This window comes from Sagittula stellata E-37 (genome assembly GCF_039724765.1).
GTDB lineage: Bacteria > Pseudomonadota > Alphaproteobacteria > Rhodobacterales > Rhodobacteraceae > Sagittula > Sagittula stellata.
Genome location: NZ_CP155729.1, coordinates 4,272,553 through 4,292,752, shown reverse-complemented (window position 1 = coordinate 4,292,752; position 20,200 = coordinate 4,272,553). Strand labels below are relative to the sequence as shown.

The window sequence follows — 20,200 nt, the reverse complement described above, 5'->3', positions numbered from 1 at the left end:
GATAAGCCCCATGAGATGGGGCCGGGGCCACGGGGCGCGAACGATCGGCAGCGTTCGGAGGCGCCAGAATCTCCGGCCATGACCGGGAATTTCCCTTTGGTCACGGCGGGTGATTTAGTGTGTCCCAAGGTGTCCCGCAAGCCCCTTGCTTGGCGGGCGATCACGAATGTTTCAGACCCATTTCGCCAGTGGGGGCAGGCTCATCAGGACGGCGTTCGCGTCGTGCCCGGTGGCCAGTCCGAACTTCGTGCCGCGGTCGTACACGAGGTTGTATTCGGCATAGAGCCCGCGGTGCACGAGTTGCACGTCCTTGTCCGCGTCTGAGAACGGTTGCGTGCGGCGCTTTTCGGTCAGCGGCACGAAGGCGGGTAGGAAGGCGCGCCCGATGTCCTGCGTCAGGGCAAAGTCCGCCTCCCAGTCGCCGGAGTTGCGGTCGTCCATGAAGATGCCGCCGACACCGCGCGCGCGCTTGCGGTGGGGGATGTAGAAATACTCGTCCGCCCACGCCTTCAGCGCCGGGTAATGTTCGTCCCCGTGCGGGTCGAGGTGCGCTTTCTGCGTGGCGTGGAAATGGGCGGTGTCTTCGTCGTATTCGATGCAGGGGTTGAGGTCGGAGCCGCCGCCAAACCACCACGCGCCGGGTGTCCAGAACATGCGGGTGTTCATGTGGACAGCGGGGCAGTGCGGGTTCTGCATGTGCGCCACGAGCGAGATGCCCGAGGCCCAGAAGCGCGGATCGTCCTCGATGCCCGGCACGCCACGCGCCGCCATCGCCTGCTGGGCCGGGACGCCGAGGGTGCCGTAGACGGTGGAGACGTTGACGCCCACCTTCTCGAAGACCCGTCCGCCGCGCATGACGCTCATCAGCCCGCCGCCCGCATCGGAGCCGTCGTCGGAATGCCGGGTGGTCTGCGTCACCTCGAACCGGCCAGCGTCCGCTTCGGCGAAGGGACCGGCGTGGTGGCTGTCCTCAAGCGCTTCGAACGCCGCGACGATCTGGTCGCGCAGGTCGCGGAACCACGTGCTGGCGCGGTCTTTTTCGGCGGTCATCATGGCGGTGTCTCCTCGCAGTCGGGCGGACAGTAGCGGCGCGCTGCACCGGGGGCAACGTGGGCCCGCCTGCACCGCTTCCCGTCAATGCCGGGCGGTCGGGTCGATCAGTGCGCCGGTGCGGCCACGGGGTCGAGCAGGGTGCGCCCGCCGTCGACCGTCATGATCTGCCCGGTCATGAAGCCAGATCCGTCGCTGGAGAGGAACTGCACGGCCTCCGCCAGATCGCGCGGCGGGGCGATGCGGCCAAGCGGCGTGTGGTTCTCGATGTCGGAGCGGTAGTCGCGGTGCTCTTTCAGCGTGTCCTTCAGGCTGGTGGACATGACCGAACCGAAGGCCAGCGCGTTCACCCGGATCCGGTTGGGCGCGAGCGTCACCGCCATCGAGCGGGTCATCTGGTCGAGCGCGGCGCAGGAGACGGAATAGGCCAGAAGCTCCGGATGGGTGCGGCGGGCGGCGATCGACGAAAGGTTGACGATGGCGCCCACCTGGCCTTCGGTCTGGCCTTCCGCCTGCTTGATCATCCGCCGCGCCACGAGTTGGCTCATGCGGTATGCGGTCATCAGGTTCTGGTCCAGCAGCTTGTCCAGCGTGTCGTCTTCGAGGTCGAGCGGATCGGTCGGCAGCATCTGCCGCGATCCGTTCACCAGGATGTCGACCCGGTCATAGGCGTCCAGCGTTGCCGAGAGCAGGTTGGCCAGCGTGAGCTTTTCGCGCAGGTCGCCCGCGAAGAACTTGATTTTTTCCTCGTCGCCCTTCTCGCACTCCTTTGCCAGACGCACTTCGTCCATGTCGGCGAGCATGACGTTGGCGCCGTTGTTGGCGAAGTGCTTGGCGATGGCCAGTCCGACGCCGTTTGCGGCTCCGGTGACGATGGCGGTCTTGCCGTCGATGGAGAAACTCATGGTCGCGCCTTTCCTCGTTCGGCGGTCAGCGCCGCGCCCGGATGACCCGGGCAGCGTGCAACAGTTTGAAGCGTGAGTCGCCCCCGATCTCGGCCACATCGCGGAAAAGCGCGATGAGGGCGGTCTCGTAGGGGAGGTGACGGTTGGCCACCATCCAGAGCTGGCCATGCGGCGCGAGCACCCGGGCGGCGGCCTCGATGAAGGCACGGCCAAGCGCGGGATCGGCCCGGCGACCGGTGTGGAACGGCGGGTTCATGACCACCGCGTCGAGCTTGCGGGGCGCATGCGCACCGGCGGGCTGCGGCGGCGTCCAGGCGGTGGCGTCGGCCCAGTGGAAGACGGCGCGCGGGTCGGTGACGTTCAGGCGGGCGCAGTCGAGGGCTGTCTTCTCCGTCTCGACGAGGTGCAGCGTCTTCACGCCGTGGTGACGCAGGATCCCGCGCGAGAGCCAGCCCCAGCCGGCGCCGAGGTCGGCCACGTCGCCCTTCAGCGCAGACAGGGCGGCGGCCAGCGCAACAGACGCCTCGTCGGGGGCATCGGCGGAAAAGATGCCCGGCGCCACCCAGTCGCCATGCGCGTTCTGCGCCTGCGTCGGGCGGAGCCAGTCCGCCAGCGCATCGCCCGGACGGACCCACGCGCAGCGCCCGTGCGCCTTGGACACCTGCCCGTCGAGCGTCACGCGCTGCCTGAGCGCCTTCAGGATCGCCTCCACCCCGTCGGTCTTGGCGCCGTCGATCACCACCATGTTGGCGTGCCGGGCGGCAAGGGCGAGGCGTGCCTCCGCGGCGTCGCGGGCGCGGGGCAGGGTGACGATGGCGGCGGCAAAGCGGCCTTCGGGGGCGGTGGCGGTCGGCAAGCCGCGCGCGACCCAGCCGTCATGCGCGGCGGCATCGGTCTGGATCACCGTCAGGCGGGATGTGTCCAGCATGTCGACGGGGGCATCGGCGGGCGCACCGATCAGGGCCAGCGGCCCGTCGTCCGGCAGGACGAGGCCGCCGGTCTCGATGGCAAAGCGGAGGCGTTCGGATGTCATGAGCGGAAAGACCGTTCCCTTGTCTCTGGCGGACGCAGCCTGCAAAGCCCCGTCCATTGAGACCGGGGGCCTATTCCTTTTCCATGGTGCACTGCAAGGGGTGCTGGTGGCGGCGGGCGAAATCCATGACCTGCCCGACCTTGGTTTCCGCGATCTCGTGACTGAAGACGCCGACCACCGCCACGCCCTTCTTGTGCACGGTCAGCATGACCTCGAACGCCTGCGCGTGGGTCATGCCGAAGAACCGCTCAAGAACGTGCACGACGAATTCCATCGGCGTATAGTCGTCGTTCAGCAGCAGGACCTTGTAGAGCGGCGGGCGCTTGGTCTTCGGTTTCGTCTTTGTGACGACGCCGGTCTCACCCTGGCCATCATCCGGCTCGTCTGCGGCCATCGTCCACTTCTGCGGGGCGTCTGTCATATGTGCCTGTCGCGCTTTGCGTTCCGGTGTACGGCCACTTTATATAGCCGCAAGGCCCCCGGCGAAAAGGGGGGCACAGAGGATGAATCCAAAATGGCGCAGAATCTGCTAACAATCGGTTTCGACGCGGACGACACGCTCTGGCACAACGAGCGTTTCTTCGTGGGCGCGCAGGACAGATTCGCCGACCTGCTCAGGGATCATGCCGAACGCGCGCACCTGGAGGAACGGCTGATCGCGGCGGAACGGCGCAACATCGGGCACTACGGATTCGGCGTTAAGGGTTTTACCCTGTCGATGATCGAGACCGCGATCGAGGTGACGGACGGCCGCGTGCCCGCCAGCGTGATCGGCCAACTGCTGGAGGCCGGCCGCGATATGCTGGCCCACCCGGTCGAACTCCTGCCCCACGCCAGAGAGGCGGTGCAGGCGCTGGCACCGGGCCACCGGCTGGTGCTGATCACCAAGGGCGACCTTCTGCACCAGGAACGCAAGCTGGCCGCCTCTGGCCTGGGCGATCTGTTCGACGCGGTCGAGATCGTCTCGGACAAGCGGCCGGCGACCTACGCGCGGATCTTCGGGCCGATGCCCGGCGGCACCGAGGCGGCGATGATGGTCGGCAACTCGATGAAGTCCGACGTGCTGCCCGCCATCGAGGCCGGCGCCTGGGGCGTGCATGTCCCCCACGACCTCGCCTGGGCGCTGGAACACGCCGAGGCACCCGACACGGCACGGTTCCGCGAAATCTCGGATCTGTCGGGCCTGCCGGGTCTCGTGCGCGAGATCGGTTGAAACACCCGCCTGCAACCGGACGCTGCGCCCACTCCTTCATCTTGGCCGAAATACCTTGGGGGTCCGGGGGTGAAACCCCCGGCGGGTCGCTGCCGAAGGCAGCGAAACCGGGGTTCTCAGCTCTTCACAAGCCGGTTGACGTGGCCCATCTTGCGGCCGGGCTTCACCTCGGCCTTGCCGTAAAGATGCAGCGCCACCGCCGGATCGGCCATCAGCGCGGGGAGGCGATCCATGTCGTCTCCGATCAGGTTCTCCATCACGATGTCGGCGTGGCGTTCGCCGTTGGCCAGCGGCCAGCCCGCGACGGCGCGGATGTGCTGTTCGAACTGGTCGACAAGGCAGCCGTTCTGTGTCCAGTGGCCGGAGTTGTGCACCCGCGGCGCGATCTCGTTCACGATCAGCCCTGTGGGCGTCACGAAGAGCTCCACCCCCATCACGCCCACGTAGTCGAGCGCGTTGAGGATGCGACCGGCCAGCAGCACCGCGTCGGTCATGAGGCGCGCGGGCACGTCCGCGGGAACGGTGGTGGTGCGCAGGATGCCGCCCTCGTGCACGTTCTCGCCCGGGTCGAAGGCCGCAACCTGCCCGTCCTGGCTGCGGGCGGCGATCACCGAGATCTCCTTCGAGAAGTCCACGAAACCTTCGAGGATCGACGGCGCGCCTTTCATGTCGGCCAGGGCCTGCGTGGCGTCGCCGGCGCTTTGCAGGCGCGCCTGCCCCTTGCCGTCATAGCCGAAGCGTCGGGTCTTCAGGATCGCGGGCGCGCCGATGGTCGCGAGCGCCGCGTCGAGCGCGGCGGCGTCCGGCACGTCGGCGAAGGGCGCGGTGGCGAAGCCCAGGTCGGTGAGGAAGGTCTTCTCGGTCAGCCGGTCCTGGCTGACCCGCAGCGCCTCGCGGTTGGGATGGATCGGCTTCAGGCTGTCGAGCAGGTCGAGCGCGGACGTCGGGATGTTCTCGAACTCGTAGGTGATGACGTCGACGCTCCGGGCGAAGCGGCGCAGGGCGTCTTCGTCGTCGTAGGACGCCTGAAGGTGGAAATTCGCCACATGCGAGGCCGGGCAGTCGCCGCCGGGTTCGAAGATAACGGTTTTGAAGCCGAGGCGGGACGCCGCGACGGACAGCATGCGGCCAAGCTGGCCGCCGCCGAGAATGCCGATGGTGGCGCCGGTGGGGAGAGGGGACATGGCTGATCTCCGTGTTTTCGGCTGTCTGGCGCGGGACGGCCCGCGTTGCAAGCGGGGGCTCTGCCCCCGTCACCTGCGGTGACTCCCCCGAGGTATTTTTGCCAAGATGAAGGAGTGGGCGCGGGCGGTTTCCGTCTAGGCTCAGTCGCGGACTGGTTCCTCGGGGATCGATGCGGCGAGGGCCGCGCGCCAGTCGTCGAGGCGGCGGGCGAGGTCGGGGTCGGTGTTGGCGAGGATGGCCGCGGCCATCAGGCCGGCGTTCTTCGCGCCCGCACCGCCGATGGCCATGGTGGCGACGGGGAAGCCGCGCGGCATCTGGAGGATGGAATAGAGCGAATCGACGCCGGAGAGCGCCTTTGTCTGGACGGGAACGCCGATCACCGGCACGCGGGTTTTCGAGGCCATCATGCCGGGCAGGTGGGCGGCGCCGCCGGCCCCGGCGATGATGGCCTTGAGCCCGCGCTCCACCGCGGTCTTGCCGTAGTCCCAGAGCCGGTCCGGGGTACGGTGGGCCGAGACGATCCTGACTTCGTGCGGGACGCCGAGTTCGTCGAGCACGTCGGCGGCCTCCTTCATGGTGGGCCAGTCCGATTGGCTGCCCATGATGATGCCGATCTCGATAGTCATGCCGCTGTCCCCGATGCCGTGCCGGAAAGCCTCTTTATAGGGGGCCGGGCGCCGGGTGCAACGGGCGCCGGGCGCTTGTTCAGGCGATGATGTCGGGGGTCAGGCGGTCCTCGATCAGGGCGATGCGGTCCTTGAGAAGCAGTTTCTTCTTCTTCAGGCGTTGCAGCGTGATCTGGTCCGCGATGCCGGTGGATTGCAGCGCGCGGATGGATTCGTCGAGGTCCCGGTGCTCTCTGCGGAAAACCTCGAGTTCGACGCGAAGGACCTCGTCGTTCTTCATGGAGATGTCCAATGGGGCGTTCATCTGCCGACTCCTGAAAGCTCCGTGAAACATTAACATAGCGAAGAGAAGGCTCTGCGCAAAGACCCTTGCGCGGTCCATCGGGTGTTCCCATATTCCATATGTGCGGGTTGCCGACAGGGACACGCGCGAAACGGTCGCTTGTATCAAGGACTGAAAGGATTGCGTCCATGAGCAAACTCACACTTGGGTCCTACCCGCACATGCTGGGGTTCGAGCAGCTTGAACGGCTGCTGGAGCGGACCGCGAAGACGGCGGAAGGCTATCCGCCGTTCAACATCGAGCAGACGTCCGAACACTCTTTCCGCATCACTCTGGCTGTCGCGGGTTTCCGCGAAGAGGACCTGGCCATTACGGTCGAGGACCGGCAGCTGGTGATCCGCGGACGGTCGCGCGACGATTCTGCCGAGCGCATTTTTCTGCATCGCGGCATTGCCGCGCGACAGTTTCAGCGCAGTTTCGTATTGGCGGACGGGGTCGAGGTCGGTGAGGCCGTGATGGAAAACGGGCTGTTGCACGTCGACCTGACGCAGAACCAGCCGGAGACCGTGGTTCAGACGATCAAGATCAGGAAGGGGTAACTGGATGCATACCAAGTACGACATTTCCAAGCTGATGGACGAAGGCCGTACGGTCTACGTGCGTCCCGTGCAGCGCGACGAGCTGCCCGAAGACATGCAGGAACAGATGGGCGGCCGCGACACGATCTACGCCGTGCACCGCGCCGATGGCGAGCGGCTGGCGCTTGTGAAGGACCGGAGCCTGGCCTTTGCCCTGGCCCGTCAGAACGACCTTGCGCCGGTGACGGTGCACTAAGACCTGTTGGCGGGCGCCGGTGTCGGCGCCCGGCCCGGTGCGCCGAAGGAGTGTGGTGTGCCTCTGCGGCTCGGTCCCTGGCGGCGTGTAAAGCCTGAGGCATGCGCTGGCCCGGCGACGCAGGTGTTTTCCTGTGCCATCCACTTTCCCATCCAACACACATGAGAACTGCCGGACGCATCCGGCGGGCGTTTGCGCTTTGATTTGACAGGCAGGGGCAGTTGCGCTTGGCTCGTCCGGTGCGCTTTCGGGCGCGGGCCTGATCTGAGAGGTGCCATGCGCTTCGCCGCAGCCTTCGTGTTCCTGTTGTGCGGACTGTGCGGTCCGGCCTTTGCGGGCGACGTACATGTGGCATGCGTTCAGAACCAGTTGTCGGCGTTGGGGCAGGACCCCGGACCGGTGGACGGTCAGTCCGGGCCGCGCACAAAGGCCGCGCTTGCGGCGCTGGTGGCGCAGAGCGGACCCGACGCGCAGACGGCGTATGCGCGGCTCCCGGGGTTTTCGCGCCGCGCCGCCGTGGGCTGGTGCCGCGAGATCGGGCGGTTCCACCTCGACGCGCTGCCGTTCCTGCCATCGTACCGGATGCCCGAGGTGCATGTCTCTGACGAGGTCAGCCCGCAGATGCGCCGTGCCTTGCTGGCCGCGCATGCGCAGGCGCGCAGCTACATGGCCGAGCGCTACGGCGTGCGGCTGGCCAGCCAGGTGGAGATCGCCGCCGCCGTCAGCCCCCAAGCCTTCCGTGAACTGGTGCGGACAACGGAGGAGGGTCAGCAGATCCCAGGCACGACGCTGCGCGCTTCGGCCGAGCGCAACTGTCTGGGCGCGCGTGGGCTGGGCGGCAGCATGTACCGCGACGTGATGACCTTTTGCGGGCTGGCCATGGGGGTGGCGGACGGCGCGCAGCTCAGGATTGCGCGGGACACGCTGACCTCTGTCATGGTGCACGAATACGTCCACCACATGCAGCGCGAGATGGCCTACGACAAGGTGGAGCGCTGGGTGCGCAAGGGGCAGAGGGTGCGTCGCCGTCTTGGCCCCGCGTGGATGGTCGAGGGGACTGCGGAGGTGCTCGAGTCGCGCTACTGGACCCGTGATACCCATGTGGCGGGCGACGCGCTGTTCCTGCTCAGGGCGCGCGCCATCGCGGCGCAGAAGACTTTGGCCAGCGTGCGCACGGACAACGAGGTGCGCACCGCCGGTGCCTACGCGGTGTCCCATTATGCCGCCGCCCTGCTGGCCGGGCGCTATGGCGACCGGAGCCTGATCGATTTCTGGCGCGCGGTGGGCGAGACCGACAACTGGTACGATGCCTTCGCGCAGGTCTATGGCATGAGCGTGCAGGACTTCGAGAAGCTCTATCAGACGATGCTTGAAAGCCGGGCCTTCGGGCTGGAGTTCGTGCAGGACATCGACATCGACGGCGACGGTCTGATCGCGGGTCGAGAGGCGCTGCCGCCAGTCGCGGGCGGCGCGCAGGTTCACGGCAACTGAGACGGCCAGATCCCGAAGCGGTCATGCAGCCATTGGGCCGTCGCCGCGTTCGCGGTGGCGCGCTCCGGCAGGTCCGGCGCCGATTGCAGCGCGGCGGGACGGTCGAGCGGCGTGCAGAGCGCGCGGGCGTCTGGCACGGCGCGGATCGCGGTGCCGCTCTGTGCGAGCATCCCGGAGAACCAGATGTCGTCTACCGGCCATGCCACGTCCGGGATCGCGAAGACCTCTGGGCCGAACATGCAAGGGGTCACGCTAAGGCCGGAAAAGCCCTGCGCGATGTCGACCGAGGGCGGGGGCAGGCCCCGGCGTTTCAGCCGGGTCACGGACCAGCCCGCGCCGGTGGTGGCGATGTCCGGCGCTCCTGCGTGTTCCAGCGCGCGCAGCCAGCCGTCGCCATAAAGCGTGTCGTCGTCGCAGGCGGTGATGCGCGCGTTGGGGCAGGCGTGAAGCGCGCCCAGCAGTTTCAGCGCCGGGCCGGGATCGGTGCCGGACCGCAGGAGGGTCACGCCTTTCGGCAGGGGCGGTGCCTCAGTCGTGCCGGGAAAGCGCCGGAAGGCGCGTGGCAGGGCCAGCACCACGGCGTCGGCGCCTTGTGCGGTCAGCGTCTCAAGCACCGGGCCGAGCGTCGCGAATCGCGGTGGGATCGACGTGAGGGAGATGACGCTGCGGGTGTCCCGAAGGTCTTTGGGAAAGGAAAGGGCGAGGGCCTTGGCCCCCGCCCCGCTGATCGTCGCCAAGGGGACCTCAGAAGTTGAAGTTGTAGTTCATCCGCAGTTCGACGTCGCGGGTGTCCTCGAAGATCTGGCCGCCATTGAGGTCCATCGACAGCGACCCGTTGCCGGTGTTGTAGGTGAAACCGGTGCCGATCCGCGGCGTGTTGTGCGTCTTCCGACCGTTGACGCCATCGTCGTAGCGGTGGAAGTCGGCGCCGATGCTGACGTAGGGCCGGAGCGGCGCGCCCTGGGCAAAGATCGCCTTTGTCCCGATGGAGCCGGTCAGCGCACTGACGGTGCGCGACGACAGGGCACCTGCGTTCGGATGGTCCTCGGAGAAGCCGGAGACGCCGAGGAAGCTCTCGATCTCGGTGTTGCCCCACATGTAGTTTGCATTCGCCGTCAGGCCCGCGGCGCGGCGCTCGGCCTCGTAGGAGGTGCCGCCGATGTCGTAGTCGGGCCGAGCAAAAAGGGCGTAGCCGGTGATCTCGTAGGTGTCGGAGAGCCGGGTCTTGAAGTAGGGGCCGAACGACAGCGCGTCGGTTTCCACGTCGACGCCGGCGATGTCCAGGTCCGCGCGCCCCGACGAAAGGAACAGGCCCAGCCGGGTGCCTGCGCCCACCTCGAAATCGGCGCCGAGGGTGAATTCGTAGGACCGTCCGTCGACATCGCCGCTGTAGTTGCGCCCCTGAAGCGACGCCCAGGCCTGCATCGGGGACGAGGTGCCGCCGCTGGACAGGAACAGGCCTCGGGTCGACAGGTTCGGGCCGTTGCCGGTGATGGCGTTGTTGATCGCGTTGCCCACCGCGGTCGCCGATCCGCCGGCCGCCACGGTGGAGCCTGCGCCCTGCGCCGCGGCAGGCAGCCCGCCCCCGGTCGGGGAACCGCTGTTCGTCGTGGTCCCGCCGCCCGAGCCGGAGCCGCCTGTGCCCGGACCCGTGGTCGCGGCGGTGCAGGAGTATGTCGCCGTGCCGGACTTGCCCGTGCCAGGCCCGCTCTGGCCAGTGGCGAGGAAGTAGTAATTGTCGGTCGCGGGGGCGGTGTAGGTATAGCCGTTGCAGGTCGCGACGGAGTTGCAGAGCACCTGGCCCTTCACCTCGATCTTGAAGAACTGGAAGTCGCCGGCGACGGTAAAGGTGGCGTCCTCGCCACTCAGCAGGCCACCGGGAAGCCCGTAGGATTGCGACCCGCCGTAGTTGTAATCGACGGAGTAGAATTCGTTGTTGCAGCCGGCCGCAGCCGCACCCGCGTTCATGGCACCGATGGACAGGAAGGCAGCGGCGCAGGCGGTTAGTCGACTCAGAAGTCTCATTTCGATCCCCGGAACACGTGCGAGCCGGCGGTGCCGGTGGTTGCAGGCCTTCCAGAAGAATATCCGTCCCGACGGTAAATGCAACGTAAACGCATATCCGGTTTGCGCCTGGCGCATAGATTCCCGAGAGGCGTGATGCGGCGGCCACAAGTTTTTGTGCCACCTCGGGCGGGAGCGCCAGATGTGGAAAGGCCGGGGACGTGCCCCGGGCTTCCGCGTTCGGTCTGGACGTTGCGGATCAGGAACCCGCGATCAGGCCCATCGATTCCAGCTTCAGGATGACCTGGTGCGCGCAGTTGTCGACTTCGACATTCTCGGTCTCGACGCGCAGTTCGGGGGTCTGCGGCTCTTCGTAGGGGTCGGAGATGCCGGTGAACTCCTTGATCTTGCCTTCGCGCGCCAACTTGTAGAGACCCTTGCGGTCACGCTTTTCGCATTCCTCGATCGAGGTCGCGACGTGCACTTCGCAGAAGGCGCCGTATTCCTCGATCATCTCGCGGACGGCGCGGCGGGTCGCGGTGTAGGGCGCGATGGGCGCGCAGATCGCGATGCCGCCGTTCTTGGTGATCTCGGACGCGACGTAGCCGATCCGCTTGATGTTGATGTCGCGGTGCTCTTTCGAGAAGCCCAGTTCGGACGACAGGTGCTTGCGCACGACGTCACCGTCGAGCAGCGTCACCGGACGGCCGCCCATCTCCATCAGCTTGACCATGAGCGCGTTGGCGATGGTCGATTTGCCGGAGCCGGAGAAGCCGGTGAAGAACACGGTGAAGCCCTGCTTGGAGCGCGGCGGCTTCGTGCGGCGCAGTTCCTTCACAACCTCGGGGAAGGAGAACCATTCCGGGATCTCCAGGCCCTCGGCCAGACGGCGGCGCAGTTCGGTGCCCGAGATGTTGAGGATGGTGACGTTGTCCTTGTCCTCGATCTCGTCGGCGGGCTCGTACTGGGCGCGTTCCTGCACGTAGACCATGTGCTTGAAGTCGACCATTTCGCAGCCGATTTCCGCCTGATGCGTGCGGAACAGCTCTTGTGCGTCGTAGGGGCCGTAGAAGTCCTCACCTGCAGAGTTCTTGCCCGGGCCGGCGTGGTCGCGGCCGACGATCATGTGCGTGCAGCCGTGGTTCTTGCGGATCAGGCCGTGCCAGACGGCTTCGCGCGGACCGGCCATGCGCATGGCGAGGTTCAGCAGCGACATGGTGGTGGTGGAGGCCGGGTACTTGTCCAGAACCGCCTCGTAGCAACGCACGCGGGTGAAGTGGTCCACGTCGCCCGGCTTGGTCAGGCCGACGACCGGGTGGATCAGCAGGTTGGCCTGCGCTTCCTTGGCGGCGCGGAAGGTCAGTTCCTGGTGGGCGCGGTGCAGCGGGTTGCGGGTCTGGAACGCGACGATCTTGCGCCAGCCGAGCTTGCGGAAGTAGGAGCGCAGCTCGTTCGGCGTGTCGCGACGGGCGCGGAAGTCGTAGTGCACCGGCTGCTGGATGCCGGTCACCGGACCGCCGAGGTAGACCTTGCCGGCGGTGTTGTGCAGGTAGTTGACCGCCGGGTGGGCGAGGTCGTCTGCGCCAAAGACGTTCTCGGCCTCTTTCGCCTTGTTCGGGATGTACTTGTCGGTGACCGTCATGGTGGCGAGGATCACGCCCTCCTGGTCACGCAGCGCGATGTCCTGGCCTTCCTCGACCTTGGCGGCAAAGTCTTCTGACACGTCCAGTGTGATCGGCATCGGCCAGAGCTGGCCGTCGGCCATGCGCATGTTCTCGACGACGCCGTTGTAGTCGTCCTCGCCCAGGAAGCCTTTGAGCGGGTAGAAACCGCCGTTCATCAGCAGTTCGAGGTCGCAGACCTGGCGGGGCGTCAGATCGTGCGAGGTCAGTTCGGCCGCTTCGGTCTTCAGCTTCAGGGAACTCTCGTAGGAGACGTAGAGCTCCGGGATGGGGGCAAGGTTGGATTGCATCAGATTGCTCCTGTATTTGATGGGGACGAAGTCGCTGGCAGAGCCGGTGAGCTCGGCGTACAGCGCCGCGTATTCGGTGAATTTCCGTGCGAGGAAGGCGTCGATCAGCCGGTTCTTGACCGACGTGCCCTCGGGTGTCAGCGCATAGGCGAAGCGCTGGCGCCGATCCGGCCCGGGCCGGTTGCTGACCACGATCAGGCCCGCGTTCTGGGCCGCCCTGAGCTGGCTGTTCAGCGTGCCGAGAGATACGCCGAGCGCTTCTGCCGTGACCCGTTGCGAGGCCTCCGGTGCCTGTTCGAGCTGCCGCAGCAGACGGAAGAGCTGATCGTCTTCCCTAAGCGTCGAAGAGGCAGAAAGCGAGGGCATGAAAGCGGCGACTCAAAGTGTGTTCAGTGCTGAACGCATCGCACCATTTCGCACCTGCAGCAAACCCCAAATGCCGCCGTGGGAGGTTTTTCGCCTATGCTCGGGGAGTGGCGTGGCCGATAAGCCACGTTATTGGGCTTTCGCCTCAGTTGTCTCCGCGTCCGGGGAGGGCGCGCATGGCCTGAGACATGCCATCGCCCGGCCATTCCGGATGGGCGCGGGCGGCGTCCTTCCAGGCGGCCTTGAACCTGCGCACCATCCCGAGGCCGACGACCACGGGGATATGCGCCAGTTCCCAGTGGAACCCGTTGATCGGATCGTCGAAGAAAACGCCGTAGTAGCCGGGCGCATAGATTGCGTATTCGGCGGGCGTCTCGGTCACCGGTATGGCGTTGGGGACAAGGAAATCGCGGTGAAAATCGTCGATCTCGCGCCGGTTCCTGGCCCAGAGCGCTATGTGGTGCAGGCCCGTGGCGCGGGCGGCGTGGTCCAGCTTGCCGCCCGATTGCGCGGGCTGGATGCCGATGTAGGAATGCGGCGCCGGAAACCGCGCCATGTAATAGGTGGAGCGGTAGCCGACATCCATCGTCCAGAAGCTCTTGTAGCCCAACCAGCCGAACAGCTTGTCGTAGAAATCCACGGAGGTCTCGTAGTCGAGGACGGAAAGCTCGATGTGATTGACGCCGCGCCAGCGCATGCCCTGTATCCTTCTTTCTCCGGTCCCGCCTTGCGGGGCGTGGTTAACCGGGGCGGATGACGGTCAAGCGACAGTGCGGCACACGCGTGCCTTCAGTCTTCGCCGTCCCCCATGAGGCCCCAGCCATCGGGGGTGAAGCCGTGGTCCAGTGCGATGCGCGTGGCCACTTCCTCGCCCAGCCAGATGCCGTCGGCCGAGATCATCTGGTCGGGCAGGGTGGCGACGAGGTAGCGGCCTTCCTCGTCGTCCTCAACCCAGTCGCACTCGAAACCTTCGTTCGATAGCGCCTCGGCCAATGGGCGCCAGTCCGCATTGGCCTCGGGGACCAGGAAGTAGTCCACGTCGGTGAATTCCGGCAGGCCCGGGCCGTCGCGCAGTTCGGCATAGGTGGCCCGGGTCTCGGCCCGCTGGGCGGCGAAGTCGTGGCTCATCAGTGTCCCGCTTCGACCGGCACGCCATAACCCATCGGTTCGACCGTGTCCTTGCCCTCGTCGAGGTCCTGCTCGGACAGCCAACGCTCGGCCTCCAGCGCGGCCATGCAGCCCATTCCGGCCGACGTCACCGCCTGACGGTACTTGTGGTCGGTCAGGTCGCCCGCAGCGAAAACGCCGGGGATCGAGGTCTCGGTGCTGTCGGGTTTGGTCTTCACGTAGCCGCCCATGTGCGTTTCCAGCACGTCCTTCACCAGCTCGGATGCCGGCGCGTGGCCAATGGCGACGAAAACGCCGGCGCAGGGAATTTCGGAGATTTCGCCGGTGTTCACGTTCTTCACCTTCACGCCGGTGACGCCCTTGGGCATGTCGGTGCCCATGACCTCTTCGAGCTGATGGAACCAGAGCGGGTGGATCTTCGGGTTCTTCAGCAGGCGGTCCTGCAGGATCTTTTCGGCGCGCAGTTCGTCGCGGCGGTGGATCAACGTGACCTTGGAGGCGAAGTTGGTCAGGAACAGGGCCTCTTCGACCGCGGTGTTGCCGCCGCCGATCACCACGATTTCCTGCCCGCGGTAGAAAAAGCCGTCACAGGTCGCGCAGGCCGAGACGCCGAAGCCCTTGAACGCCTCTTCGGAGGGCATCCCCAGCCACTTCGCCCGAGCGCCGGTGGCCAGGATGATGCTGTCGGCGGTGTAGGTCTTGCCGCTGTCGCCGTGTGCCACGAAGGGACGGACGTCGAAGTCGATTTTCGTGATGATGTCGCCGATGATCTCGGTGCCCATGGCGCGTGCGTGCGCTTCCATGTTGACCATCAGGTCTGGGCCCTGGATCTCGGTGTTGCCGGGCCAGTTCTCGACCTCGGTGGTGGTGGTCAACTGACCGCCGGGTTCCAGCCCCTGCACGAGGATCGGCTCAAGCATGGCGCGGGAGGCATAGACACCGGCGGTGTATCCGGCCGGGCCGGAGCCGATGATCAGGACCTTGGTGTGGCGGGTTTGGGACGTCTCTGCCATGGGGCCGCTCCATACGTTCAGGATGGGCCTTGCATATAGTGACCGGGGCGACAGGTGCAATGCGTCAGGATTGAGCGAACATGGGTTAAGAATATTGCGCTTTTGCGAAATATTATTGCGCGCAGCACGGGGGCTGGTATAACAAACGCGAAAACTGGCAGGGGAAGATGCATGCCGACGCATCGGCTTGATCCTATTGATCGCAAGATTCTGTCCGAACTGCAAACGGATGGGCGCATGACGAACGTAGAGCTGGCGCGGCGCGTGGGTATTTCCGCGCCGCCCTGCCTGCGCAGGGTGCGTGTTCTGGAAGAGCAGGGCTACATACAGGGCTACCACGCGGACGTGGACGCCCGGGCACTGGGGTTCGAGGTGCAGGTGTTCGTTATGGTCGGGTTGCAAAGCCAGGCGGAGTCCGACCTTTCGGCTTTCGAGGCGCGGTGCCGCGACTGGCCGCTGGTGCGGGAGTGCCACATGCTGAACGGCGAGGTGGACTTCATCCTGAAGTGCGTGGCGCCGGACCTGTCGACCTTTCAGAGTTTCCTGACCGGCGACCTGCTGACGGCGCCGAACGTGGCCAGCGTGAAGACTTCGCTGGTGATCCGGGGCGCTAAGGACGAGCCGGGTGTACCGTTCGACGTGCTGGAAGAGCGGCTGAGCCGCACTGCCTGACACAGGTCGTACAGGGTGGCGCAAAGCCCCACCCTGCAGGATGTCTCGACGGTTCGTAGGGCGGGGCTATGCGCCGCCTGCCCTTCGGGGCGGACCGGGCGCAACGCTCGGCTCGGTCAGGTGTTGATCAGCCCCTCGATGACCTCTCGGGCGGTGCGCGTCGCGCAGGTTTCCCCGAAGTCTCCGAGCGTCTCGAAGTTCGGGAACATTGACATGAACAGCGCACGGGTCTTTTCGCCAAGCTGCTGGCTGGCGGAATTGCCGGGGTGGAATGTCTCGACCTCCACACCGCCGACCTTGAGCGTCGTGTGGCGCCGGACCATTAGGTGATAAAGCTGCACCGTGCCCGCGGGGCTGATCTGCAGGAAGCGGTCGCCGTCCGTGTATTCCTCGACACGGGCGAGCACGGCGGCCTGCCCTAGAAGGGTCTTCAGCCGAGCGTGGCGCACGACCATGCGCGCCGCCGGCCCGAACAGCAGGTCCATCGGTGGGTTGCCGAACCCCATGGCGTCGGCGGTCACGCGTGTCAGGTGCGTGAGCGAGGTGTCCTCCGTGCGGCGCCCCGGCACGTAGGTGGTGGAGCCGATCCAGGTGATGGGTTCGGCGCCAAGCGCGGTCTGGATGTAGTCGCCGGGCACGAGGTCCTCGATCGCGACGGGTCCGCGCACGGTGTCGATCAGCGTGCCGCGTGCAAAGGCCGAGGCGCATTCCTCGAAGAAAGGGGTCGCAGGGGCGACGTGCTGGGTGAAATCGACCGTCAGATCGGGCCGCAACACGGCGACCTCGAACTTGCGCATAAGAGCGCCTGTGCGGCGGGGCCGCGCATCCGCGTCGTGGCCCGGATAGATTGTGGCTGTGCCGGCGTAGGTTGCGGGAGAAAACCCGCGGTGGAGACTGGACATGTGATCACCCCTTAAAAGGTCGGTCACAACCGTGTTGGCCCCCACCAACAACGACAGAAGGACGTCAGGTTTCGCGTCTTCGCTGGAGCAGATAAACCCGATTTCATCCAGCCGGTCAAAGATAGTGGGCTCTTCCCGCCCAAAGCGTTTCCAATCCTTCGGTGAGGTGAGGATTGTTGGCGCGGGGCGAACGGTTTTGCCACAAATGGCCCGATGTGGCTCCGAATGGCGCGGCTCCGAATCGTGTGGGGGTTGCCTGCCCGGAGTCATGGAACGGGTCCGCGCCGTGTCACGGCCCCCCGGAACGCGGAAAGGGCGGGGAAATCCCCGCCCTGTTCCGAACTGACCTACATCCGTGCGCGCCCCGGGCGCGTGCCCCTCCGCGTGGCTCAGGCGCGCTTCAGGGTCGGTTCCGCGGACTTGCGGTTTGCGATCATCGCGGCACGTGGGGCGCCGCGTTCCCACGGCATGCGCGTGCCCTCGTTTGCCTTGGCGGTTTCGATGATCGACTTGATGAAGCGACGTTGTTTCATGATCCCGGCTCTTCTCGCTGACTGCTCTGTCGGGCGGCTTGTCCGCCTGTTCTCTGACATAGACTGTCGCGGTCAAATGGGGCGGACTTGTGACCGAGTTGGGATAATATCGCGAAACCGGCTGGCATTGTTTCCGAACGGGAAGCCGGACAGCCTTGTTCAGAGCCGGATGGCCGAGATCAATCGGCCGTAGTCGGCTTCGCCCGCGTGTGTCGCGCGGCGGTAGGAATAGAACCGGTCCGGGTCGGCATAGGTACAATGGCGCGTCCACTCCGCCTCCACCCCGGCGCTGCGCAGGCGGTGAAGCCCGTAGGCCGGCAGGTCGAACATCATGCGGTCGCCGGTGCCGTTGGCGAAGAAACGGGTGTTGCCGGGGTCTTCCGCCATGAAGTCGTCCAGGAACTCCGGCCCGACTTCGTAGGCGCCCTGGCTGATGGACGGCCCGATCACGGCCCGGATGCTGTCGCGTTCCGCGCCGAGCGCTTCCATCGCCTCGATCGTGGACTCCAGCACGCCCCCCAGCGCCCCGCGCCAGCCCGCGTGAGCAGCGGCGACCACGCCGTTGTCTGCGTCTGCAAAGAGCACCGGCTGGCAGTCTGCGGTCAACACGGCAAGAACGATCCCCTCGGTCGCGGTGACAAGCGCGTCGGCTTTTGGGCGCGGTTCTTCCAGCGGCCCGTCGACAGTCACCGCATCGGCGGAATGCACCTGATGCAGCGTAACCAGCGCGCCGGCCTCCGCACCGAGGGCGTCGGCCACGCGGGCGCGGTTGATCGCCACGATGTCGGTCTGGTCGGAGGAGCCGGGGCCGCAGTTCAGCCCGGAGAAGATGCCCGAGGACGCACCGCCCCTTCGGGTGAAGAAGCCGTGGCGGAAGGGCGAAAGACTGTCGGCGGTGATGATCTCGAGCGTCATTGCGGGCGTCAATCCGGGGTCGTCGGGCGTATAGACAAGGGGGCGGCGGGGGCGGGATACATGGTTCTCGGCGCGGCGGACATCAGGACGGATCGGCAGGCAAACCGGTTCCGGGGGGCGGCGGCGCATCGTGTGGAAACAGCGCCAGCACCTTGAATAGTGATCCCATTTCCCCGGGGTGCGTCAACCGCCGATGTGCCGCGACATGGCTTTCGAGCGCGGCCCCGCCAAGACGGCGCGCCAGTGCCTGCGCGCGCGCCGTGATCCCGAGGTGTTCGAGAAAGACGCCTTGCGGGGTCAGGGCGCTGTGGGCGGCGGGGTGCGCCGCCTTTGCCAGCGCCTCGAAGTCGACATGCGCGGTCAGGTCGGCCTCGCCGGGGCGGGCGAAGGGCTCGGCGGGTTTGTGCCGGTAGAGTGCCTGGAAGGTGTCGCCCCGGGACCGCCAGTCGCCGTAGTCGACGATCAGCGCCGTGCCGCCATGAGATGCGATGCGGCGGCCAGTCTCCTGCACGATGGCCTGAGCGGGGGCGCAGTTTTCGACGATCTGACCCGGTTCGGTATCGGCGAGCCTGTGGTCGAGCGCGTCATGAGGTGCGGGATCGGTCAGGCCAAGCGTGGGCTGACCGTCCTTGAGGCCGACCACCCGCTCCTGCCAGCCCTGAGCATGGCGTAGGAACTGGCGGATCGGCAGCGCGTCGAAGAACTCGTTGGCGATCAGGAACAGCGGTGCCTCGGGGAGGGAGGCGACCGACTCGTGCCAGGTTGCATCGGGAAGGCGAGCGGCCTGTTCGGCGCGCAGGGCGGGCGAGGTCTCGACCAGGTGAAGCTCCAGCGCGTCGTGGAAGCCGGGCACGCGTGTCGTGGCGCGCAGGGCGTCGGCCATCAGCGTGCCGCGTCCGGGCCCCAACTCGGACAAAACGAAGCGCGTGGGCGCACCCTGGTCCATCCAGCTTTGCGCCAGCGCGAGGCCGATCAATTCGCCGAACATCTGGGAGATTTCCGGCGCCGTGGTGAAATCGCCCTCCGCCCCCAGCGGATCGCGGGTGGCGTAGTAGCCGTGCTCCGGATGCGACAGGCAGAGCGCCATGTAGTCGGCCAGCGTGAGCGGCCCCGTGCGCGAGATCTGGCGCGTTATGATGTCCTTGAGCGCGCTCATGCCGTGCGGGGGCCGGACGCGGACCTGCGGCGCCGTGCCCAGAGGATCAGGGCAAGGCCGCCGAGGATCATCGGCAGGGTCAGGATTTGGCCCATCGTCAGGCCGAAGCCATCTATGTGCAGTGCAAGGCCGGTCGGGTTGCCGGGGCTGACGAACTGCGCGTCGGGCTGGCGGAAGAACTCGACCACGAAACGGGCAAGGCCGTAACCCGTGAAGAACGCGCCCGCGACAACGCCCGGTGCCTTCAGCGCGCCGCGCCGGACCAGCACCAGAAGGACGAGCCCGAGGATAAGACCTTCGAGCGTCGCCTCATACAGTTGCGAGGGGTGGCGGGCGCAGAGCGCGCCGATGGGCTGGCCGCATGACTGGGCCATGTCGCCGGGAAAGATCACCGCCCACGGCACGTCGGAGGGACGGCCCCAGAGCTCGGCGTTGACGAAGTTCGCGAGCCGCCCGAGCAGCAGGCCCGGCGGCGTGGCCAGTGCGAGCAGGTCGGCGGTGGGCAGCATGGGGATGCGGTTGCGAACGCAGAAGATCCCCGTCGCCGCGATGACCCCCAGGAGCCCGCCGTGGAAGGCCATGCCACCCTGCCAGATCATCGGGATCTCCAGCGGGTGGGACAGGTAGTAGCCGGGCATGTAGAACAGCACGAAGCCCAGCCGTCCGCCGATGATCACGCCAAGGATGATCCAGGTCAGCAGGTCTTCGAGCTGGCGTGGCGTCATCGGCGGCGTGTCGGCGGGCCAGAGCGGGGCGCGTTTCAGTGCGGTCACCGCCAGCCGCCAGCCGATCAGGATGCCCGCGATATAGGCGAGCGCGTACCAGCGCAGCGCGAATTCCATGCCGAAGGCGGAGACGGAGAAGACCTCGGACGAGAGGTTCGGGAAGGGGATGGCTGCTATCATGGATGCCTCTTGCC

At 66.6% G+C, this 20,200-nt stretch carries 23 protein-coding genes; 5 read left to right on the top strand and 18 right to left on the bottom strand.

From position 1 onward, the window contains the following. Positions 1-171: 171 nt before the first annotated feature. The 4 genes from hemF to clpS form a co-directional block, all read right to left on the bottom strand. Entirely contained in the window at positions 172-1,053 is an 882-nt protein-coding gene (gene hemF, locus ABFK29_RS20465; protein WP_005862345.1) for an oxygen-dependent coproporphyrinogen oxidase, read from the bottom strand. A 104-nt stretch (positions 1,054-1,157) separates the two neighbouring features. Beyond that, complete coding sequence (locus ABFK29_RS20460) at positions 1,158-1,955, bottom strand: SDR family NAD(P)-dependent oxidoreductase (RefSeq protein WP_005862343.1); 798 nt, start codon at positions 1,953-1,955, stop codon at positions 1,158-1,160. A 25-nt stretch (positions 1,956-1,980) separates the two neighbouring features. Continuing rightward, positions 1,981-2,988 (bottom strand): class I SAM-dependent methyltransferase, encoded by a 1,008-nt coding sequence (locus ABFK29_RS20455; protein WP_005862341.1) that lies wholly within the window; start codon positions 2,986-2,988, stop codon positions 1,981-1,983. A 70-nt stretch (positions 2,989-3,058) separates the two neighbouring features. Next, on the bottom strand, positions 3,059-3,382 hold the full coding sequence (gene clpS, locus ABFK29_RS20450; RefSeq protein WP_157136587.1) for an ATP-dependent Clp protease adapter ClpS: 324 nt from the start codon (positions 3,380-3,382) through the stop codon (positions 3,059-3,061). 120 nt (positions 3,383-3,502) lie between these two features. Between clpS and ABFK29_RS20445 the strand changes: the two genes are divergently transcribed. Next, the gene (locus ABFK29_RS20445) at positions 3,503-4,201 is read left to right on the top strand and encodes an HAD family hydrolase (protein WP_347099788.1); all 699 of its coding nucleotides are present in this window, start codon (positions 3,503-3,505) and stop codon (positions 4,199-4,201) included. Between the two features lie 116 nt (positions 4,202-4,317). Here ABFK29_RS20445 and ABFK29_RS20440 read toward each other — a convergent pair whose 3' ends face one another. From ABFK29_RS20440 to ABFK29_RS20430, 3 genes are all read right to left on the bottom strand, one after another. Continuing rightward, positions 4,318-5,385, bottom strand: a complete 1,068-nt coding sequence (locus ABFK29_RS20440) for a 5-(carboxyamino)imidazole ribonucleotide synthase (RefSeq protein ID WP_005864279.1) — start codon at positions 5,383-5,385, stop codon at positions 4,318-4,320. 141 nt (positions 5,386-5,526) lie between these two features. Continuing rightward, the gene (gene purE / locus ABFK29_RS20435) at positions 5,527-6,012 is read right to left on the bottom strand and encodes a 5-(carboxyamino)imidazole ribonucleotide mutase (protein ID WP_005864277.1); all 486 of its coding nucleotides are present in this window, start codon (positions 6,010-6,012) and stop codon (positions 5,527-5,529) included. A gap of 79 nt (positions 6,013-6,091) precedes the next feature. Continuing rightward, complete coding sequence (locus tag ABFK29_RS20430) at positions 6,092-6,316, bottom strand: YdcH family protein (RefSeq protein ID WP_005864276.1); 225 nt, start codon at positions 6,314-6,316, stop codon at positions 6,092-6,094. A gap of 167 nt (positions 6,317-6,483) precedes the next feature. Here ABFK29_RS20430 and ABFK29_RS20425 point away from each other — a divergent pair, with 167 nt between their 5' ends. From ABFK29_RS20425 to ABFK29_RS20415, 3 genes are all read left to right on the top strand, one after another. After that, positions 6,484-6,894: an Hsp20 family protein gene (locus ABFK29_RS20425; RefSeq protein WP_005864274.1), complete on the top strand. Its 411-nt coding sequence runs from the start codon at positions 6,484-6,486 to the stop codon at positions 6,892-6,894. 4 nt (positions 6,895-6,898) lie between these two features. After that, positions 6,899-7,129: a DUF1150 family protein gene (locus tag ABFK29_RS20420; RefSeq protein WP_005864273.1), complete on the top strand. Its 231-nt coding sequence runs from the start codon at positions 6,899-6,901 to the stop codon at positions 7,127-7,129. A gap of 276 nt (positions 7,130-7,405) precedes the next feature. Continuing rightward, the gene (locus tag ABFK29_RS20415) at positions 7,406-8,620 is read left to right on the top strand and encodes a peptidoglycan-binding domain-containing protein (protein ID WP_005864271.1); all 1,215 of its coding nucleotides are present in this window, start codon (positions 7,406-7,408) and stop codon (positions 8,618-8,620) included. On the opposite strand, the gene ABFK29_RS20410 is transcribed toward ABFK29_RS20415, so the two are convergent. The 6 genes from ABFK29_RS20410 to trxB form a co-directional block, all read right to left on the bottom strand. Beyond that, complete coding sequence (locus tag ABFK29_RS20410) at positions 8,608-9,357, bottom strand: hypothetical protein (protein WP_005864268.1); 750 nt, start codon at positions 9,355-9,357, stop codon at positions 8,608-8,610. The two genes, ABFK29_RS20415 and ABFK29_RS20410, sit on opposite strands and share 13 nt — an antisense overlap. Positions 9,358-9,364: 7 nt before the next feature. Further along, positions 9,365-10,645, bottom strand: coding sequence for an autotransporter domain-containing protein (locus ABFK29_RS20405; RefSeq protein ID WP_040605268.1), 1,281 nt, complete (start codon positions 10,643-10,645; stop codon positions 9,365-9,367). Between the two features lie 238 nt (positions 10,646-10,883). After that, positions 10,884-12,962 carry a bifunctional sulfate adenylyltransferase/adenylylsulfate kinase gene (locus tag ABFK29_RS20400; RefSeq protein ID WP_005864264.1) on the bottom strand — a complete coding sequence of 693 codons (2,079 nt, stop codon included), beginning with the start codon at positions 12,960-12,962 and terminating at the stop codon, positions 10,884-10,886. Between the two features lie 145 nt (positions 12,963-13,107). Then, a complete protein-coding gene (locus ABFK29_RS20395) occupies positions 13,108-13,659 on the bottom strand; it encodes a VOC family protein (protein ID WP_005864262.1) in 552 nt (183 codons plus the stop codon). A gap of 92 nt (positions 13,660-13,751) precedes the next feature. Beyond that, positions 13,752-14,090, bottom strand: a complete 339-nt coding sequence (locus ABFK29_RS20390; RefSeq protein ID WP_005864260.1) for a ribonuclease E inhibitor RraB — start codon at positions 14,088-14,090, stop codon at positions 13,752-13,754. Further along, entirely contained in the window at positions 14,090-15,103 is a 1,014-nt protein-coding gene (gene trxB / locus ABFK29_RS20385) for a thioredoxin-disulfide reductase (protein ID WP_005864258.1), read from the bottom strand. The genes ABFK29_RS20390 and trxB overlap by 1 nt, the downstream gene beginning before the upstream one ends. Positions 15,104-15,274: 171 nt before the next feature. On the opposite strand from trxB, the gene ABFK29_RS20380 reads away from it, so the two are divergent. Next, positions 15,275-15,775, top strand: coding sequence for an Lrp/AsnC family transcriptional regulator (locus ABFK29_RS20380; RefSeq protein WP_005864256.1), 501 nt, complete (start codon positions 15,275-15,277; stop codon positions 15,773-15,775). Positions 15,776-15,891: 116 nt separating this feature from the next. On the opposite strand, the gene ABFK29_RS20375 is transcribed toward ABFK29_RS20380, so the two are convergent. From ABFK29_RS20375 to lgt, 5 genes are all read right to left on the bottom strand, one after another. After that, positions 15,892-16,677: a Hint domain-containing protein gene (locus ABFK29_RS20375; RefSeq protein WP_005864254.1), complete on the bottom strand. Its 786-nt coding sequence runs from the start codon at positions 16,675-16,677 to the stop codon at positions 15,892-15,894. A gap of 389 nt (positions 16,678-17,066) precedes the next feature. Next, positions 17,067-17,210, bottom strand: coding sequence for a hypothetical protein (locus ABFK29_RS20370; protein ID WP_005864252.1), 144 nt, complete (start codon positions 17,208-17,210; stop codon positions 17,067-17,069). A 159-nt stretch (positions 17,211-17,369) separates the two neighbouring features. After that, complete coding sequence (gene pgeF / locus ABFK29_RS20365) at positions 17,370-18,125, bottom strand: peptidoglycan editing factor PgeF (RefSeq protein ID WP_005864250.1); 756 nt, start codon at positions 18,123-18,125, stop codon at positions 17,370-17,372. Positions 18,126-18,207: 82 nt separating this feature from the next. After that, positions 18,208-19,281: a class I SAM-dependent methyltransferase gene (locus ABFK29_RS20360; protein WP_005864248.1), complete on the bottom strand. Its 1,074-nt coding sequence runs from the start codon at positions 19,279-19,281 to the stop codon at positions 18,208-18,210. Beyond that, on the bottom strand, positions 19,278-20,186 hold the full coding sequence (gene lgt, locus ABFK29_RS20355; protein ID WP_005864246.1) for a prolipoprotein diacylglyceryl transferase: 909 nt from the start codon (positions 20,184-20,186) through the stop codon (positions 19,278-19,280). The genes ABFK29_RS20360 and lgt overlap by 4 nt, the downstream gene beginning before the upstream one ends. Positions 20,187-20,200: the final 14 nt, after the last annotated feature.

What these genes read in the sequence shown, in the direction of transcription:
- hemF (WP_005862345.1), bottom strand. Translation starts at nt 1,053, where the DNA reads ATGATGACCGCCGAAAAAGACCGCGCCAGCACGTGGTTCCGCGACCTG.
- ABFK29_RS20460 (WP_005862343.1), bottom strand. Translation starts at nt 1,955, where the DNA reads ATGAGTTTCTCCATCGACGGCAAGACCGCCATCGTCACCGGAGCCGCA.
- ABFK29_RS20455 (WP_005862341.1), bottom strand. Translation starts at nt 2,988, where the DNA reads ATGACATCCGAACGCCTCCGCTTTGCCATCGAGACCGGCGGCCTCGTC.
- clpS (WP_157136587.1), bottom strand. Translation starts at nt 3,382, where the DNA reads ATGGCCGCAGACGAGCCGGATGATGGCCAGGGTGAGACCGGCGTCGTC.
- ABFK29_RS20445 (WP_347099788.1), top strand. Translation starts at nt 3,503, where the DNA reads ATGGCGCAGAATCTGCTAACAATCGGTTTCGACGCGGACGACACGCTC.
- ABFK29_RS20440 (WP_005864279.1), bottom strand. Translation starts at nt 5,385, where the DNA reads ATGTCCCCTCTCCCCACCGGCGCCACCATCGGCATTCTCGGCGGCGGC.
- purE (WP_005864277.1), bottom strand. Translation starts at nt 6,012, where the DNA reads ATGACTATCGAGATCGGCATCATCATGGGCAGCCAATCGGACTGGCCC.
- ABFK29_RS20430 (WP_005864276.1), bottom strand. Translation starts at nt 6,316, where the DNA reads ATGAACGCCCCATTGGACATCTCCATGAAGAACGACGAGGTCCTTCGC.
- ABFK29_RS20425 (WP_005864274.1), top strand. Translation starts at nt 6,484, where the DNA reads ATGAGCAAACTCACACTTGGGTCCTACCCGCACATGCTGGGGTTCGAG.
- ABFK29_RS20420 (WP_005864273.1), top strand. Translation starts at nt 6,899, where the DNA reads ATGCATACCAAGTACGACATTTCCAAGCTGATGGACGAAGGCCGTACG.
- ABFK29_RS20415 (WP_005864271.1), top strand. Translation starts at nt 7,406, where the DNA reads ATGCGCTTCGCCGCAGCCTTCGTGTTCCTGTTGTGCGGACTGTGCGGT.
- ABFK29_RS20405 (WP_040605268.1), bottom strand. Translation starts at nt 10,645, where the DNA reads ATGAGACTTCTGAGTCGACTAACCGCCTGCGCCGCTGCCTTCCTGTCC.
- ABFK29_RS20400 (WP_005864264.1), bottom strand. Translation starts at nt 12,962, where the DNA reads ATGCCCTCGCTTTCTGCCTCTTCGACGCTTAGGGAAGACGATCAGCTC.
- ABFK29_RS20395 (WP_005864262.1), bottom strand. Translation starts at nt 13,659, where the DNA reads ATGCGCTGGCGCGGCGTCAATCACATCGAGCTTTCCGTCCTCGACTAC.
- ABFK29_RS20390 (WP_005864260.1), bottom strand. Translation starts at nt 14,090, where the DNA reads ATGAGCCACGACTTCGCCGCCCAGCGGGCCGAGACCCGGGCCACCTAT.
- trxB (WP_005864258.1), bottom strand. Translation starts at nt 15,103, where the DNA reads ATGGCAGAGACGTCCCAAACCCGCCACACCAAGGTCCTGATCATCGGC.
- ABFK29_RS20380 (WP_005864256.1), top strand. Translation starts at nt 15,275, where the DNA reads ATGCCGACGCATCGGCTTGATCCTATTGATCGCAAGATTCTGTCCGAA.
- ABFK29_RS20375 (WP_005864254.1), bottom strand. Translation starts at nt 16,677, where the DNA reads ATGTCCAGTCTCCACCGCGGGTTTTCTCCCGCAACCTACGCCGGCACA.
- ABFK29_RS20370 (WP_005864252.1), bottom strand. Translation starts at nt 17,210, where the DNA reads ATGAAACAACGTCGCTTCATCAAGTCGATCATCGAAACCGCCAAGGCA.
- pgeF (WP_005864250.1), bottom strand. Translation starts at nt 18,125, where the DNA reads ATGACGCTCGAGATCATCACCGCCGACAGTCTTTCGCCCTTCCGCCAC.
- ABFK29_RS20360 (WP_005864248.1), bottom strand. Translation starts at nt 19,281, where the DNA reads ATGAGCGCGCTCAAGGACATCATAACGCGCCAGATCTCGCGCACGGGG.
- lgt (WP_005864246.1), bottom strand. Translation starts at nt 20,186, where the DNA reads ATGATAGCAGCCATCCCCTTCCCGAACCTCTCGTCCGAGGTCTTCTCC.